This window comes from Streptomyces sp. ISL-10, from assembly GCF_018614575.1.
In the GTDB taxonomy this organism is placed as follows: Bacteria; Actinomycetota; Actinomycetes; order Streptomycetales; family Streptomycetaceae; genus Streptomyces.
The window spans coordinates 1-15,696 of record NZ_JAGGOJ010000039.1; the positions used below are offsets into that span (position 1 = coordinate 1).

Consider the following 15,696-nt stretch of genomic DNA (forward strand, 5'->3'; position numbering starts at 1 on the left):
GGGGGTTCGTGGGCTAGGAGATGTGTATAACGGACAGACCGCCGCCCTGCGGACGCTTCACCTCCGTCGGCGGCACCACCCGCCGGAACAACACCCACAACTCGTCCGGCACCAACCGCTCAACCAGATCCGTCATGCACGGTTCAACGAACGATCACGCCATAAGAAACGATGTCTTAATCGTGCGTTCGATGTGGATCACCTGCGAGGCAGGCGGCGCATGATCATTTCATGAGGATTGAGTAATAGGACTCCGTTAGGTCTATGAGTTCGGGCTGTTCGTGGGCATGTTGGGTGAATGGACGCACATGAAGTGAACTGTGTCCGGGCGAAGTTGGCGTTGTACGTGGCTGATGTGTTCGCCTCGGTGCCGCGTAAGGACCAGCGTGCCAAGGGCGACTGCTACCTGCGGGGACTGATGCTGGACGGCCGCCGCAAGTCGATCCAGGCCATGGCCTCGAGGCTGCCGGACGGCAACGAGCAGAACCTGCAGCAGTTCGTGAATCAGTCCACCTGGGACCCGGTGCCGGTGCAGCGGCGGATCTGCGAACGCATGTTGCCGCTCATCGCCCCGGCGGCCTGGGTGATTGACGATGTGTCGGTGCCCAAGGACGGAAGAATGTCGGTCGCTGTGGCTCCGCAGTACTGCGGGGCCCTGGGCAAACGCGCCAACTGCCAGGTCGCGGTCAGCGTCCACGCCGCCAGTGACACCGCTTCCTGCCCGCTGCAGTGGCGGCTGTTCCTGCCCAAGGAGTGGGCTGCGGACGCCGAACGCCGGGCCCTTGCCCGCGTTCCGCTCGAGGCCGGGCACCGCGAGAAGTGGCGGCTGGCGCTGGACATGCTCGATGAGCTGGCCGGCTCGGGCATGAGGCCGCCGGTCGTGGTGGCCGATGCCGCCTACGGCACCAATGCCTACCTGCGGGCCGGCCTGGCGGACCGGGGGATCGACTACGTGCTGGCCGTCCGCTCGGACGTGAGTGCCCACCCGTTCGACGTCCAGCCTGTGGCTCCGGACCGCAACGGCTCCGTCGGCTGCTGGCCCCAGCCCCGCTACCGCCACCGGGCACCGTCGGTGGCGGCCCTGGCCGCCGGTCTCGGACCGGAAGCGTTCACTTCCCTCACCTGGCGGCAGGGCTTACGCGGCGCGTTACGCTCCCGCTTCACCGCTGTACGTGTTCGCCCGGCCGGCAAGGCCGTCGAGCGTCCAATCCGGGCCGCCGCCTCGGCCGAACAGGGCTGGTGGGACGGCATCCTGCCCGACTGCTGGCTGCTGATCGAATGGCCTGAGGACGCCGAGGCGCCCACCGAATACTGGCTGTCCAGCCTGCCGGCCGACACCCCGCTCGCCGAGCTGGTCCGCCTGGCCAAGGTCCGCTGGCGCATCGAGCACGACTACCGCGAACTCAAGCACGGCCTGGGCCTGGACCACTTCGAAGGCCGGTCCTGGCCCGGCTGGCACCACCACGTCACCCTCGTAACCGCCGCCCACGCATTTCTCACCGAACAACGGCTGGCCCCAAAAGCACCCACACCGGACTCACTCTCTACCAGACCCTCGACGCCCTCCAGAACGTCCTGAGGTGCTGGACCGGCATCTGCACCACCTGCCAACAGCCCCTGCCCAGCAGGCCACACACGACATCGAGATCAAGACAAACCTAACGGAGTCCTATTAGTCGACGGGGAGGAGCCGGACGGCTGGTGGGACTACACCGACACCGTCCCGTTGTTGCCACCCACCTCGACCACCTGCGCGCCAAGGGCCCGCACGGGCCGATCTGGTGGCGCTTCGGCCGCTCCGAGTGGCAGCCCCTGACCGACGCGCTGACCAACACCCGCACGGAGGCCGACCACGAGGCCCGTGAGGAACAGCGCCGTGCGGAACGCGAAGGGGCACGGGCGCTCGAGGTCCAGCAGCGCCGTGAACGGGTTGCCGCGGCCTGGCCCTGGTCGTGCCCCGTCATGCGGCACGGGCGTCGACACCGGGATGGCGGGCAAGGACGGCTACCGGCCCGAGCGCGGCGGGCTGTGCCCGCGGTGCGAGCATGCGCGTCGTGAGCTCGAATCCGAACGCCGCAGTGAGGAGGCGGGGCCGGCCAACGGAGTCATGGCCCGCCTGCGCGCCCGCGCTGCCGAACGATAGGCACCATCGATGCCCAGCACTGAGCTGCTGGAGCTTGTCGGCGGTGAGCTTCGGTGCTCGGGTCGCGGGCCGGTGGGCGCAGTCGTAGACAGGACATGAGCGAGCGAGTACACGTACGGCGGAGATCCTCGGGGCATCCGGGGCTAGACACGCCGGTCGTCTGATCGAGAGCGGATCGACGGTGCTGCGTCCTCCGGTGGAGCCGATGCTGGCCCAGGCCCGGGAGTCGGTGCCGGGCGTGCTGCCCGGTGGGCTGGCGTTCGAGGCCAAGTTCGACGGCTACCGCGCTCTGTTGTTCAACCCGAACCGTGCGGGCGGTGCGGTGCTGCTGCAGTCGCGACGCGGCAGCCTGATCCAGCGGCACTTCCCTGACCTGGTCGCCGCGGCACGGCAGTTGCCGGACGGCCTGGTCCTCGACGGCGAACTGGTGGTGTGGTCGGGGGACCGGTTGTCCTTCGAGGCGCTGCAACGCCGTGCGGTGTCGGGCATACGCACTGTCGACGACCTGGCCGCCAAGATGCCGGCGCACTTCATCGCCTTCGACGTCCTCCAGGCCGACAGCCGCGAGCTGCTCACCGAGCCGTACGAACGGCGCCGCGCCGTCCTGGAGAACCTCTTCCGGGAGCACGCTCTGACGCCGCCATGGACGCTGTGCCCGATGACGACCGACCCGGCCCTCGCACAGGAGTGGCTGACCTCCTGGACCCGAGTCCCTGGTGTGGAGGGCGTCGTCATCAAGGGCCTTCGGCAACGGTATGTGCCGGGCGCCCGGGCCTGGTTCAAGGTCCGCCGCCGCGAGACGACCGAGGCCGTCATCGGCGCCGTCACCGGCAGCCTGGCCCAGCCGCAACTGCTCGTCCTCGGACGCTATGACGCCGACCACCGGCTGCGTCCGGTGGGCCGCACGACGCCGCTGCGGCCCGACGCCGCCCGGCAGCTCGCCGACCACCTCACTGCCTACGGCCCCGGACATCCGTGGACCGGCGTGCGGTTCAGGGTCACGTGGGGCAGCCGCGAGATCCTCGACCCGACCCTGGTCGTCCCCGCCCTCGTCGCGGAGGTCAGCGCCGACACCGCCGTCGACCGCGGCGCCTGCCGCCACCCTCTGCGGTATGTGCGCACTGCGCCTGGACGTCACCACAGACGACGTGCCGCCGTTCGGCGAAGGCATGAGACCCGCCGCCGGTTGACCGGCGAACGGCTTGGCAGCGGGTCAGGCGGCCCAGAGGGTAGCAGGCACGGTGTTCGCCAGGCTCCCGGCCCACACGTCCGTGCCGCTGCCGGGCGCCCGGCTGAGGAACATCGGCAGCATCACGCTGCTGCTCCAGCAGGTCCTGGCTGAGCCGAAGTGGGCGAAGAAGCTGACCGGCGAGGACCGGCGCGGGCTGACTGCGCTGTTCTGGTCCAACATCAACCCGTACGGTACTTCCGGCTCGACATGGACAAGCGGCTCGACCTCTCTCCGGAAGCCGCCGTGCCCGCCCCCGCACCCCGGCGGACACCTCCGCCCCCCGTCAGGTCGAGCTCCTCGCGTTACAGGGGCCAGTGGTCTCGCGCGCGACCCCCGGCCGTAGGGAGAGCCTGCGCGTTCAGTGGGGGAACCATGTGGTGCCGCCGAGGAAGCCGAGCACTGCGGTGGTGAGTGCGAGCAGCCGGTAGGGGGCTTGTTGGATGGTCACGTGGAAGCTGCCGATGCGCAGTTCGAAGAAGGCTGGAGGCTTCGGGCGGGCGGTGGTTTCCGTTTCACGGCGCTGGTGGGGCATGGCGTCCTCCGGTCAGGTGGGAACTGCGGATGACGGCCAGCTTGGGTGAGCAAGGAATCATTCAGGAGTGGGATGGGGTTTCCCGGTGAATTGGCAAGCGGCTGACCCGGACCTGCTCCGTCGACAGGCGAAGGTAGGCAACAATCTCCCTAGCCGCTTTCCCCGACACGCATGGGGTGGGCGGCCTCGTGGGGGAGGCGCCGATGCCTGATGAAGTGAGTACGCAAGCCAGGCGCTACGGTGCCGAGCTGGCGCGTCTCTTAGCCGAAACCGGCCAGACGCAGGCGAGTCTCGTCAAGGCGGTGTACAGCAGTCAGGCCGCGGTCTCCCGGTACCTTTCAGGGCGGCGGATCGCCCCGCAGACGTTCCTCGACGCGTTCGCCGGATTCGTGCGCGGCTGTGGAGTGGCGCTGTCCGAGGAACAGTTCGCCCAGCTCACGGAGCTGCGGAAGCAAGCCCAGCGGGCCAGCAACGGGGCGGCCACCCAGGTGCTGTACTGGCAGGAGCTGACCGACCAGCTCAAAGCCGAGGTGAACAGGCTGCGCGAGGAGCTGGGCCAGGCGCGCGAGGAGCTGGCCGCCCGCGAGCTGGAGACGCAGTCCCTGACGGCGGCCCGGGAGGAGGCTGCCGGGCTCGCCGCGCGGCTGACGACTGTGGAGGCTGCGCTCTCGGAGGCCCTGACGCGGGCAGAGGCTGCTGAAGCGGACCGGGATCGGCTGGCGGACCAGGCCGCTGGCCAACAGGATCAGCTGGAGCATGCCGCCGCCTACAGCCGGACGCTGGAACGCGACCTGGCCGGCGAGCAGGAACGCGTCAAGGCCCTGCAGCGTGAGCTCCACGTCCTACAGCGCCAGGTGCAACGCCTACTGGACGAGCAGTCGGACACCGTTCCCGGGGCGGGAAAGACGGCCGAGGCCGTACCCGTCTCCTCCGTCACCACCTTCAGCGACGTGGCGGTGACGCAGGCCGAAGCGGGTCAGCCGTCTGCCGTCCCGGCTAGCGTGCCCATGCCGGATTGGCAGCCTGCCCCGGTCGAGCGATGGCGGCCCGAGGCTGAGCTGCCCTACACCGGGCATTGGCCTTCGTATTACGACGACATACCCCTCGCCCCGCAGAGCGACCGCATCGCTGTGCTGCGTACAGCCTGGGAAGGGTTCAAGAAGGACCTCAAGACCATTCGCCGCCGCCTGCAGGTGCCATTCCATGTCCGAGCTCCCCAGCGCACCACGGACTGGCTGCACCGCTCCACCGGCGACTCACGATGGCTGGTCATTGGCGAATCCATTGAGGCACTGCAGGACTACGACAGGGGATACGGACCTACTGGTATAGGAGACCCCCACGCAGCCCTGGCCAATCCGCCCGAGTACGAGCTGACCATGGACACCGTGACCGCCTACCGCCACTCCGTGGCCCAGCTACGCATCGACCTCAACAAGCTGGCCGACCTGCACGCTGAACGGCGGGGATAGCCCTACTCGGCGGCCGGTCGCCCAGCGTGGGGCCGCACGGCGTGGACTCCGGATAAGCTCCCCATATCCGTGGCCCAGGGCTCCTCCCCCAACTGACGTGCTTCTCTTCAGGGCACGGTGTGCGAGATGTCGGCTACTAATCGGCGGCGAGCACTCCAGCTACGACTTCCAGGGCTCCATGGAGGGCGGCGCGACCGAAGGCGAGCGCGCCCGCCCGGGAGGTGATCGACGCGGTGCTCTGACAGCCGTGGCCATGTCGGCTTTCGGGGCGTTCCCGACCTGGTGATCGACCTTGCGTGTGCCGCGGTCCGGGTGGGGAACACCCTGTCCACATCCGACAAAAGTGGTCAGTTCCGGTCTCCGTGCAGCATCAACCGATGGCGTGATGGAGGCTTGTGGGCAAAGGTGAAATGTCGGCATGACGGAGCGGCCCATGAGTTGGTGGCGGAGACCACGCTGGGTCAAGGCCGTCTGGATCTCCGCCGTTCTGGCCGTGGCCGCGTTCTTCGTCGTCCTCGGGGAACTGGACAAGATCGACAAGTGGGCCAGCGCTCTCGCCTTGTTCGTCGGCCTCCTGGGACTCCTCGCGAACTTCCTCTCTGCCGAGCCCCCAGCACCCACCCCCGAATTCTCCGAGCGCCTGCGCCGGGCGACGGAAGACCTGGCGGTAGCAGTACGGGAGCAGTGGCGCGCGGAGGAGAGGTTTCGCCGGCTGCAAGACCCCTTCCCCCTGCCGGTTCGCTGGACGAGGGCCGATCCGCTGATCACCGACCACTGGGCGAACATCCGCAGGCAGTCGGGCAACACCGCACCATTGGACGTGGCGGGTGAACTCGCCGATGTCCTGGAGACATTCCACCGGATCCCTTCCAGGAGACTGGTCGTCCTCGGCAAGCCCGGCGCGGGCAAGACGGTGCTCACCTTGCGTCTCGTCCTCCAGTTCCTCGAGGCCCGCCGGCCCGGGGACCGTGTGCCGGTCCTGTTCTCCCTGGCCTCATGGCGCCCGGGAGAGCAGAGCCTTCGATTCTGGATGTCCGAGCACATCGCGAAGGACTTCCCCGCGCTGAGCGCCACGGCGCCATCCGGGGCCACCTGGGCCGCGGAATTGATGGACCATGTCCTCCCCGTCCTCGACGGCCTGGACGAGATGCCCGAGTCCTCTCGTTCGGATGCCATCCGGCACCTCAACGCGACGCTCGACCTGGAAGCGCCGGTGATCCTGACCAGTCGTACGGACGAGTATCGGCACACCATCGAATCCGCCGACGTCTTCACCGCGGCTGCGGTCATCGAGCTGCAACCCCTGAGCCTGGACGAGCTGGTCAGTTTCCTGCCCTTCACCACGCGGCGCACGAACGGCGAAGCACATGGCGCGCTCACCACCAAGTGGACGCCGGTCCTTGCCTACTTGCGAGAAAGCGGCACCGACGCCGTCGCGCAGGCGCTCATCGAGGTGCTTTCCACACCGCTGATGTCGTCCATGGCCAGAGTCGCCTACAGCGACACCCCCGCCGACCCCCTCGAACTCATCGACATCAGATTCGCCGACACCTCAGTGCTCGAGAAGCACCTGCTCAACTCCTTCGTCCCTGCTTCGTATTTCCCGCACGCGTCCACCGGCACCGCGCCGCTCGGATCCGCGCGAACGGGCCGCTACCGTCCGGAACAAGCCCAGGTGTGGCTCACCTTCCTTGCCTGTCACCTGAGCCGGCTCGGTACGCGTGACGTCGCGTGGTGGCAGTACATCCATGGCGTGCCGCGCGCGGTGCGCGGGCTTGCGGCCGGGCTCGTATCGGGAGTTCTGTTCGGCCTCGTCGGGGGCATCGCGGCCGACCCGGCCATCGGGTTCGCCTACGGACTGTTCTTCGCGCTCGCCGCCGGGACCTGCTGTGCGCTGGACTCGGAACCAGAACCGTCCCGTCTCGAGGCGCGATTCCGGGGAACCGCGCGACCCTTCCTCCTCCGATTCCCGGTCGGCGTGGTCACCGGACTCGCCCTGGGAACAGCGTTCGACTTCCCCGGGCCCATCGTCCTCGGGCTGGGCCTCGCCTTCGGTCTCGCGGTGGGGCTGCACGTGTGGCTGGACGTCCCGGCCAATGTGGCCAACGCTTCCACGCCCCTGGTTGTCTTCCGGCGGGACAGGACCTCCGCACTCGCTCAATGCGCGTCCTTCGCGTTCTCGCTCGGAATAACCTACGCCGCGGCGATCATCTTCACCGAGGAGGTCTCGGGCGGACCTATGCTGGACCTTCCCCTGGGGCTCCGCATGGGGGTCGAATTCGGTCTGGCGGGAGCGGTCGCCGGAGCGGTCGTCGGTGGAGTCGCCTACGGGCGCCTGGGAGCATGCGCGTACAGCCCGGCCGGCGCGGTTGCCGCGGGTCTCGCCTTCCCCCCGACGGACTCGGTGGCATTCGGCCTGGCCGTGGGTCTTCTGTTCGGCCTCGCCGTGGGATTCACCGTGCTGTCGTCACGGGCATGGGGGGTTTTCTTGCTGGGCCGCGGATGGCTCACGGTGTGCGGACGCCAGCCACGGCGACTCCTGGGATTCCTGGTGGACGCGCACCGCCGCGGGATCCTGCGACAGACAGGCGGGGTGTACCAGTTCCGGCATGCCCGCCTTCAGGAGCGTCTGGCGGAGCAAGCGCGAGCCGGCGACTGAGCCCACGTACCCGCGCGCCGTCCCAGAAAGCTAGCTGCGACTCTCGCCTGGTTGCCTTAGCGTCGTCTCGTGCCGATGTCGGCGCCCTGCGGAGCTGACGTGCTTGTCTTCAGGGCACGGTGTGCGAGACGTCGGTTCCTACTCCTGAGAATGAGCAGGTCACTGGAGTGAGAGTCAGCACCGACTGAACCAGTGCGTCGGGTTCAGCCGGCTGCAACGCGCATGCCTGGTACTGCAACACGGGCACTGCAACACGCCTAAGCGTTGCACCCTGACCTGGGCAAACACCGTCCACGGCCTTCCTTGGTGCCCCTGTCCTGGGAGCACTTGAGGGGCTTCTGGCGCTGATCGAGTCAGCACCGACTACCAGGGCTTGACGAAGAGGCCAGCCACGCGCAGTGCCAGCTGGCCCCTCGACATCCGGTTCTACGCCCATTCGACGCCCAGCTCAGCGAGCGCTCCCCGCTGGTCTTGGGTGAGCTTGTCGCGCCTCGCACGGGCGTTGGTGACCCATACGCCCAGCTTCACGATCACCGGTTCCGTCTCGCCGTCGACCGCGATCTCCTCAGCGTGGCCGCGTGGTACGGGCCGGCCCGCGCCTTCCCGTTCGATCCACTGTGTGAGGGCTGCAAGGCCGCGCTGGAAGGCCTGTTGCGTCTTGCTCGGGCCCTTCGTCGCGCGCGTGGCCGCCCGGATCGCAGCGGGCCGTTCGACGGGCGCCACGCCCAGCCGGGACAGTCGCTCCTGCTGCTCGGTGGATAGCTGCTTCCAGGTGGCCGGATTCTTCTGCCGTTCCAGCCACTTGCCGAGGTCGTCGCCCTCGAACAGCACTCCGGGTGCGATGGCTGGCAGGTGGCCGTCGGCTTCGGCGAGGTCGGCGAGGATGCGGTAGTGCCGCTGCCAGTTCAGGGGCCATGGGCAGTTCCAGTCGGGGTCGATCGCGGTCAGCTGCGCCGCCCGTAGGGCGGCCCGCTGCGGGTCTTTGCCCAGGCCGTTCTTTGCGCCTTTGCGGCGGAGGTTGGCGATGTGCTGCCCGATGGGCACCATTGCCTCGCCTTCGCCCCACACCTGGTCCTGGCGCGGGGCGAGGTGCCCGGTGGCCCGCCGGTGGGACCGGAGCGCGGCGAGTTTGTTCTCCCAGGCTTCTTCGCCGGGTTCCCAGACCATTCCAGCTTCCGGCAAGTCGAGCAGGGTCTTGCGCCGGTCCTCCAGCTCCCCGGCCCGCAGCGCCTTCCGCTGCTGGTGGACCCATCGGCCAAGCGGAAAATCCTTCGTCGCCCCGACTTCGACCTCGACGTCGTAGGGCACGGCGTAGACGCCGGTGATCTCGTTCTCGGTCCGCCAGCGGATGAGGGCTTGGTAGCCCTCCAGCCATACCAGGGACTCGGGCCGGTAGACCCGGGTGCGCAGGAACGCGGCGATCGTCGCCGCGTCCCGGGGAGTGGAGAAGTGGAGGAGGGCCGATTCGGCGGCGGCCTGGGTGTCGGCGTGCTCCTGGTCCTCGCCGTCGCCCTCGCCCTCGCCGTCGGCGCCGACGATCCGACCTTCCTCATCGCGCTGAACCTGCACCTTGCGCTTGCCATGGCTGAGGGCGCGGGAGGCGAGCTGTTCGACGAGTCGTTCATCGTGGCTGCGCAGGCCCTGGAGCACGGCCACGAGCGGCTTGAAGCTGGCGGAGGCGATCATGTCGGTCGGGTCCTCGCCGGGCTCCAGGAAGACCGGCACGATGATGCGGGCGATCTTTGTGGTGCCGTCCTTGTTGAGGCGGAGCGCCCGGCCGATGTTCTGCACGATCTCGATCTGGGAGCCGCGGGTGTCGGCGAAGCAGATGGCTTCGACTCCCCGTTCGCCGGTGATGTCGACGCCTTCCCCGAGCACGCGGCAGCTTGCGAGGAACGCCCGGTGCACCCGGCGCCCGGCCGCGTCGATCCCATTGGCGAACTGGCGCAGTGCCTCGCGCCGTTCGGTGACGGGGTGGTCGCCGCACAGCCACGCGGACCAGATGCGGTCCGGGGGTACGTGGCGGCCGGCCTCGAGCTCGTAGAACTCGGCGTCGATCGACGAGGCGGGGAGCCGGTCCGCGGCTGCCAGGTCGTCGTCGGTGGTGTCGTTGACGTACAGCTCCGCGGCCGTCTCCGGCATCTTCTCCGCGAACGCGGCGGCCTCTTCCACCTTCTGGTGGAAGGTCATGACGGTGCGCAGGTTGTGCGCGGCGGCGTGTTCCAGGAGCGCCGTCTGCAGGAGCGCGAGGCGCCGGCCGCGCTGCGCCTCCTCTGATTCCCCGAGGCCGGGGGAGGGGTCGTGGATCTCGAGTACGTCGATCTCAAATCCGGCGAGGATTCCGCGCTCGATCGCCTCGCTCAGCCCGAGTTCGGCGATCCACGGCCCGTACGTGCCGTCCGGGTCGTCGGCCATCGACGCGATCTCCAGCTCCTGGCCGTCCGCGCCTTTTTGCGGCCGGGGTGAGGCGAGGATGCGCGGGGTGGCGGTGAGGTAGAGCCTAAAGTCGGCGGGGATGCGGGCGTTGTCGTGGATCGCGGCCCACGGCCTCCCAAGATCACCGGCGGTTGAGTGGGCTTCGTCCACGATGGCGAGGTCGAAGCCTGCCATCTGCTGTCCGTAGAGCCGGTCCCCGCCTGCCAGAGCGGTCTCCAGCGGCCCGCGAACGTGTCCCTGGCCCATCGGGTCGTCGAAGTTCTCGCGGTCCACCAGGGAGGCGTATGTGGCGAACACGATGACCGGCCCGTGCCCGGCCCACAGGGCGAGCTGGATCGGGTTGGTGGTGGTGCGCACCCCGAGTTCGTTCAGTACCGGGTCGTTCTCCAGCGAGCAGACGGCGACCATGGGTGCGGTGTGGCCGACCCGGCGCCACGCCTGGGCCGTCTGCACGAGGAGATCGAGGGTCGGCATCATCGCCAAGATCCGGCCGCCCCGGAAGCACTCCAGCGCGGCCGCAGCGGCGGTGATCGTCTTCCCGGATCCGGTGGCGGATACGACTGTGGCCCGGGCGCCTCCGGCCGGCACAGATGACCTTGTAGGGAACCCGACCCACCTACGGATGCGGGTGTTTGCTTCCACTTGGTGTTCTCGAAGACGGATCATTCGCTCGCCATCCCCGGGTGGTCGGCCGCTTTGGTGCCATGCGGATGTGGAGCTGGGGCTGTTGCTGCTGGTGCCTGCTGTCTGCGACGGCGTCGGAGTTCGCGTTGAGCTTGGGCGCGTGCGCATTCGCGGGTGCAGTACTTGATGCCACTGGTGCGGTTCTGCCCGTACTCGGCCCGGCCGCGCTGGCGGACGAAGGAGCGGCGGCAGGTCTCGCTTGCGCACTCCCGGACCGTGGCCTCCTCTGCCATGTGGTTGTACAGCTGAAGGAAGGCGACGGAGAGGATGGAGGGGCATCGGTCGGTGAGGCTGCCGAGGCCGACGCTGAACGGTGCGAGGGCGCCGCCCAGGGTCCATCGCAGCTGAGCCAGCCGCACGGCCAGCGTGATGTCGCGCAGGTCGTCGAGGTCGCGCGGGTATACGTCGTCCCGGTGGCTGTTCTCTGCCTGGGCCTGCGCCAGGTGTTCTTCGGAGACTTCGGTTTCGACGAGCGCGTCGAGTGCCCCTTCGCGGCGGCAGGACAGCCAGGTGGCGACGGCCCGCTGCGCTTCGCAGATGTGGAGTCTGACCAGATCACCGTGGAGGGACCACGGGCCGAACTGTGGATGCTCGCGTTCTTCGAACTCTCGGAGCCGGTCAAGTTCTTCGCTGTCCCAGCTCCCCCACTCGAGGCTCCCGCCGAGGCGCCCGTAGGCGCGCATCCAGCTCGCCACGGTGTGGAGATCACCGGGATCGGCTTCCAATAGCTCGCGCATGTAGAAGTCCTCAGGCAGATAGGCGGTCTCCGTCTGAGGGGCGAGAGGGGCACCCATGTCCCAGACGATCCACTCGCCGTCGGCCCGCGCACCGGGCATGGGCGTCATTCCCGGAACGGGAACGGGGGTTCCAGGCCAGAGAGTGGGACGAAACCGTGGGTCAACGTATGTCGCCATGCCGGGCATCCTATCCCTACTCTGATAGCACGAAACGCGATCGCTTCGTATGACGCATACGTAACTGCGAGAAAGAGGAGCCATAGTGACGCGATGGCAGGAACGCAAGGCAGTAGGCGACCAACATGAACAACGCGTCGCCGAGGCCCTCAAGGCACGCGGCTGGACCGTACATCCCTGCGGCCAGGGAACCTACCCGTCCGCCGTCCAGGAGGCCCTGCGCCAAACTCGCTCCGTCCTGCGGCAGTTCCCCGACTTCATCGCAGCCCGCGGCCCCGACTTCGTCACCATCGACGCCAAGGACCGCATGCCCAGCACCCACACCGACCGCTACGCGATCAGTGCCGACACGGTCAACGCCGGCCTGCTCTTCACCGCCACCCACGCCCCCACCCCGCTCTACTACGTCCTCGGCGACATGAAGGTCCTCACGCCAGTCGAGGTGCTCCACTACACCGTCCACGCACTGCGCCATCGCAGCGGTGCCTATCACCTCGTCAGCACTCACCGTGCTCACCACTTTGACGAGGTTTTCGGGTCGGCAGCATCGGCCCGTGCAGCCTGATGAAGCCGGCGCCCAAGATGGACCAGCGCTGCTTGCTTCGGACGAGCCGAGTTCGTAGATCTAACTCCGGTACGTGCCGAATGGGTTCGAGACCATCGCCGCGAACCCTCCCGGTACGGACCGACAACGCGATGGATTCGCAGGGCTATGTCGTTTGGGTGCCGGGCATCGGATGTCCCGCGTACACGCGGGCTTTCACCTGGATGCCCGAGCGCCCGACGGGTGAATGCAGTGGAACATGACCAACGCGACCGTGCATCACAGAGTGAAGGCATGGGCGTTGCGTCTGGATTGTGCGGCCCTGGCCTTGGTTGGGGCGCAGGGCCCCGGGGGATGTAGTTGCACGCCCCGGGGCCGCTGCGGGAAAAGGATGGCTCCCGGCGGTCTACTACTGCCGTCATGGCGTCAGTTGTTGCCACAGGACCAGGCGGAGAGAATGGAGACTCGGCATGTTGTCGAAGTCGGCGATCGCTGGCTTGGAGCAAGACCGGAGGGGTATCAGGTGAGCAGCGAAGCGTTCTTAACCGCAGTTCGGGCTTGGGTAGATCGTGATACGGACGAAGACCCATGGATAGACCCGGTGGAGTCCGTTAAGACGCTGAGGGAGGCCCTCACTTACTACCCGCCTATGCCGCCGTCCCCGCCCGCGCCGCGACCACCACCCTCCGTAGAGCGGATCGCGGAGCTTCGTAGGAAATTCTGGGAAATGATTGGCTTGTCAGACCGAGCGGGTAAGAACGGCCGGGAACCATGATCCGGAAGGAGCGCTAATCGTCCGGAGATGTCGTCTGTCTTGTGTGACGATGGGTATGCCGATCACTTGAACTGACCGGCATACCTTGTCGATTTGTGGGATGGCCGATCAGCTGGATCGAGGATTATCCAGGGGGGCGGCTACTTCATCTTGTGCGGGCTCGTTGTGCTGCGGTGAACGCTCGTCATCGTTCCGCATTGGAGCAGTGTGATGGGTCGTCAGGGCGCGTCCCGAGCTGCGATAGGGGCGCGCACCGTACTTCTCGTACAGGACAGCCATGCCGAGAGCGACGGTGATGATGGCGGTGGGACTGACGCCCAGGGCGACCAGGATGATGCCGGCGGCCAGAGCGCCCAGGTAGGCGATCAGATCCTCTCGGCAGGGGCCTTCGGAGCCTTTACGCTGATTCACGGTGCCTCCTCGTGGGGTACCGGGGCCCCGCCGGGTGGGTTCGGATGCCGGCCGGCGGGCCCCTTGATGCCAGCACCTTCGGCAGAAAGTGCTGTTGATACGACCCTGCTGTGCTGGAATGTCCTGCACCAAATCGCATCCGGACAACTCCGGAGAACGGCTCTGACAGGCGCTCCCGGCGCGTCGGAGAGCAGGGGGGCGGCCGTGGCAGACAGGCGCAAGACTGGCCGGAGATGGGGTCCTACACGGGGGCCGTCACAGGAGATCAACAACTTAGCGATCTTGCTCAGGCAGTGGCTCGACGACTCAGGCCTGGGCATGACCGGCATGATCGGGCAGCTCACCCCAGAGCACTTTCAGGGACTGGCCAAAGTGCCAGCTCGTTCAACCGTTTCAGAGTGGCTCAGCGGCGTGGCTCTCCGCTGGGACTTCGTAGAAGCAGTAATCGACATCTGCTCTCCCGATGCGGCAACAGCGCAGACAATGCGGCACGAGGCACGCGCGCTGTGGAGCGAAGCCGAACGAAAAAATCGAGAACAACGAAAAAAACATCAGCAGCCAGAGATAGCCCGCCCGATTTCCGAAGAGAAGCTGCTCACTTGGCTGGCACAAACCCCGGCCCCCAGCGCTGAACATGAGAACGACTCACCTTCCCAGGCGAGCGGGCGACGCATAGCAGACAAACTTTCGCAGAGCAACATCATCCCTCTCGTCGAAGGCCTGCTGGACAGTCTTCATCCACGTACCTGGGAAGTACTCATCAGGGAATTGCGAACCCAGGGCAAAGACACACATGCCGAACAGCTGATCCGAGGGTTGGGCCTTCGGGGAGACCCTCACAAAATTGTTCCGATTGTAGATTTCCTGCGAACCGAGGGCCATTTCGGAGATGACCGCATCCTCTTGGAGTCAATAGCTGGAAACCGCACCGTAGATGATCTAGTCACCATCATCGAAGCGTTTCACCGGAATAAGCAAGAGCTCTCGGCAAAAATCGTCATCGAAAAGATCGGAGTCGCACGCGATTCCATCTCAACAGTCAAAATTCTCCTTGAATTCAAAGAGAAGAAAGAAGTGAAAACCCTTGCCGGGATCCTGGAAGGCGCCGGGAAGTGGCGAGAAGCGGCAGAGTTGGCCAAGCTCGTGAACACGCTCAGAGCAGAGGGTGCAGGAGAAGCAGCTGACCTGATCCTCATGGCAGCAGGCGCTGAAAGAGGAGCATCTAGCTTCCCTCAACTGGTTCAAGCCCTCAAAGAAAGTTGCCCAGCCGGAGACATGATTAAGCTTGCGCACGCAGTTGGAACCCTCCGTGCTCGCACACGGCTGCAACCCTTAGAAGACACTCTCTGGAAAAACAACCACAGCGATATCATCACCTTGGTCCGCAGGCTATCCAACCACCAGATTTTCCCGTGATTCTGAGGTGACAGGTCGTTAACTTGCTTCTACGGGAGTGGCCGTCTTCCTACTGGGTGGTTTGGGGGTGTGCTGTGTTTTTCCCAACGTTACATGCTGCATCAACCTGATGCACCCACTACACCGGAACCCGACCCGAACGAGCGACCACCTCCCTCGTAGCCAGCCTGGCCCGCGCCAGCGGGCCCCAACGGTTCTGGAGGCGCAGCCGGAAGGGCCGCCAGGCGGGGGAGCGCAGCGGACCCGCCGGGAGCGCCCTGCGCTCCCCAACTCCCCCTATCTACACCTTACTAGTCACACTGTCAGGACCCGATCGCCCCTGCCGCGCAGCGGCCGGCTCTCACCGCTCCCTGGAGCGCAGCGAAGGGGAGCGAAGGGGAGCGCCCTCGCACCGCGAGGGCAAGCGGGGTGCGCAGCACCCCGCAACTGCCCCGCGAAGCGGGGCAGTTCGCCTGCACATCGCGCAGCGATGTGGTACC

General features: G+C 67.0%; 11 protein-coding genes. 7 read left to right on the forward strand and 4 right to left on the reverse strand.

Features of this window, described 5'->3' with window-relative positions:
- Positions 1-298: 298 nt before the first annotated feature.
- The 3 genes from J7E88_RS32220 to J7E88_RS32230 all read left to right on the forward strand — a co-directional run bounded on the left by J7E88_RS32220 (position 299) and on the right by J7E88_RS32230 (position 3,485).
- Positions 299-1,579 (forward strand): IS701 family transposase, encoded by a 1,281-nt coding sequence (locus tag J7E88_RS32220; RefSeq protein ID WP_215187003.1) that lies wholly within the window; start codon positions 299-301, stop codon positions 1,577-1,579.
- A gap of 122 nt (positions 1,580-1,701) precedes the next feature.
- The gene (locus tag J7E88_RS32225) at positions 1,702-2,058 is read left to right on the forward strand and encodes a hypothetical protein (protein WP_215187004.1); all 357 of its coding nucleotides are present in this window, start codon (positions 1,702-1,704) and stop codon (positions 2,056-2,058) included.
- Between the two features lie 266 nt (positions 2,059-2,324).
- Complete coding sequence (locus J7E88_RS32230) at positions 2,325-3,485, forward strand: ATP-dependent DNA ligase (protein ID WP_308307687.1); 1,161 nt, start codon at positions 2,325-2,327, stop codon at positions 3,483-3,485.
- Between the two features lie 247 nt (positions 3,486-3,732).
- On the opposite strand, the gene J7E88_RS32240 is transcribed toward J7E88_RS32230, so the two are convergent.
- Positions 3,733-3,906 carry a hypothetical protein gene (locus tag J7E88_RS32240; protein WP_215187006.1) on the reverse strand — a complete coding sequence of 58 codons (174 nt, stop codon included), beginning with the start codon at positions 3,904-3,906 and terminating at the stop codon, positions 3,733-3,735.
- Positions 3,907-4,109: 203 nt separating this feature from the next.
- Between J7E88_RS32240 and J7E88_RS32245 the strand changes: the two genes are divergently transcribed.
- A complete protein-coding gene (locus J7E88_RS32245) occupies positions 4,110-5,378 on the forward strand; it encodes a hypothetical protein (protein ID WP_215187007.1) in 1,269 nt (422 codons plus the stop codon).
- Between the two features lie 418 nt (positions 5,379-5,796).
- Positions 5,797-8,037, forward strand: coding sequence for an NACHT domain-containing NTPase (locus J7E88_RS32250; RefSeq protein ID WP_215187008.1), 2,241 nt, complete (start codon positions 5,797-5,799; stop codon positions 8,035-8,037).
- A 426-nt stretch (positions 8,038-8,463) separates the two neighbouring features.
- Here the strand turns inward: J7E88_RS32250 and J7E88_RS32255 are convergent, their stop codons facing one another.
- On the reverse strand, positions 8,464-11,139 hold the full coding sequence (locus tag J7E88_RS32255) for a DEAD/DEAH box helicase (protein ID WP_215187009.1): 2,676 nt from the start codon (positions 11,137-11,139) through the stop codon (positions 8,464-8,466).
- Complete coding sequence (locus tag J7E88_RS32260; RefSeq protein ID WP_215187010.1) at positions 11,136-12,002, reverse strand: hypothetical protein; 867 nt, start codon at positions 12,000-12,002, stop codon at positions 11,136-11,138. Before J7E88_RS32260 ends, J7E88_RS32255 begins: the two co-directional genes overlap by 4 nt.
- Positions 12,003-12,156: 154 nt before the next feature.
- Between J7E88_RS32260 and J7E88_RS32265 the strand changes: the two genes are divergently transcribed.
- On the forward strand, positions 12,157-12,636 hold the full coding sequence (locus tag J7E88_RS32265; RefSeq protein ID WP_215187011.1) for a hypothetical protein: 480 nt from the start codon (positions 12,157-12,159) through the stop codon (positions 12,634-12,636).
- 862 nt (positions 12,637-13,498) lie between these two features.
- On the opposite strand, the gene J7E88_RS32270 is transcribed toward J7E88_RS32265, so the two are convergent.
- On the reverse strand, positions 13,499-13,801 hold the full coding sequence (locus J7E88_RS32270; protein WP_215187012.1) for a hypothetical protein: 303 nt from the start codon (positions 13,799-13,801) through the stop codon (positions 13,499-13,501).
- Between the two features lie 318 nt (positions 13,802-14,119).
- Between J7E88_RS32270 and J7E88_RS32275 the strand changes: the two genes are divergently transcribed.
- A complete protein-coding gene (locus J7E88_RS32275) occupies positions 14,120-15,217 on the forward strand; it encodes a hypothetical protein (protein ID WP_215187013.1) in 1,098 nt (365 codons plus the stop codon).
- Positions 15,218-15,696 lie beyond the last annotated feature (479 nt).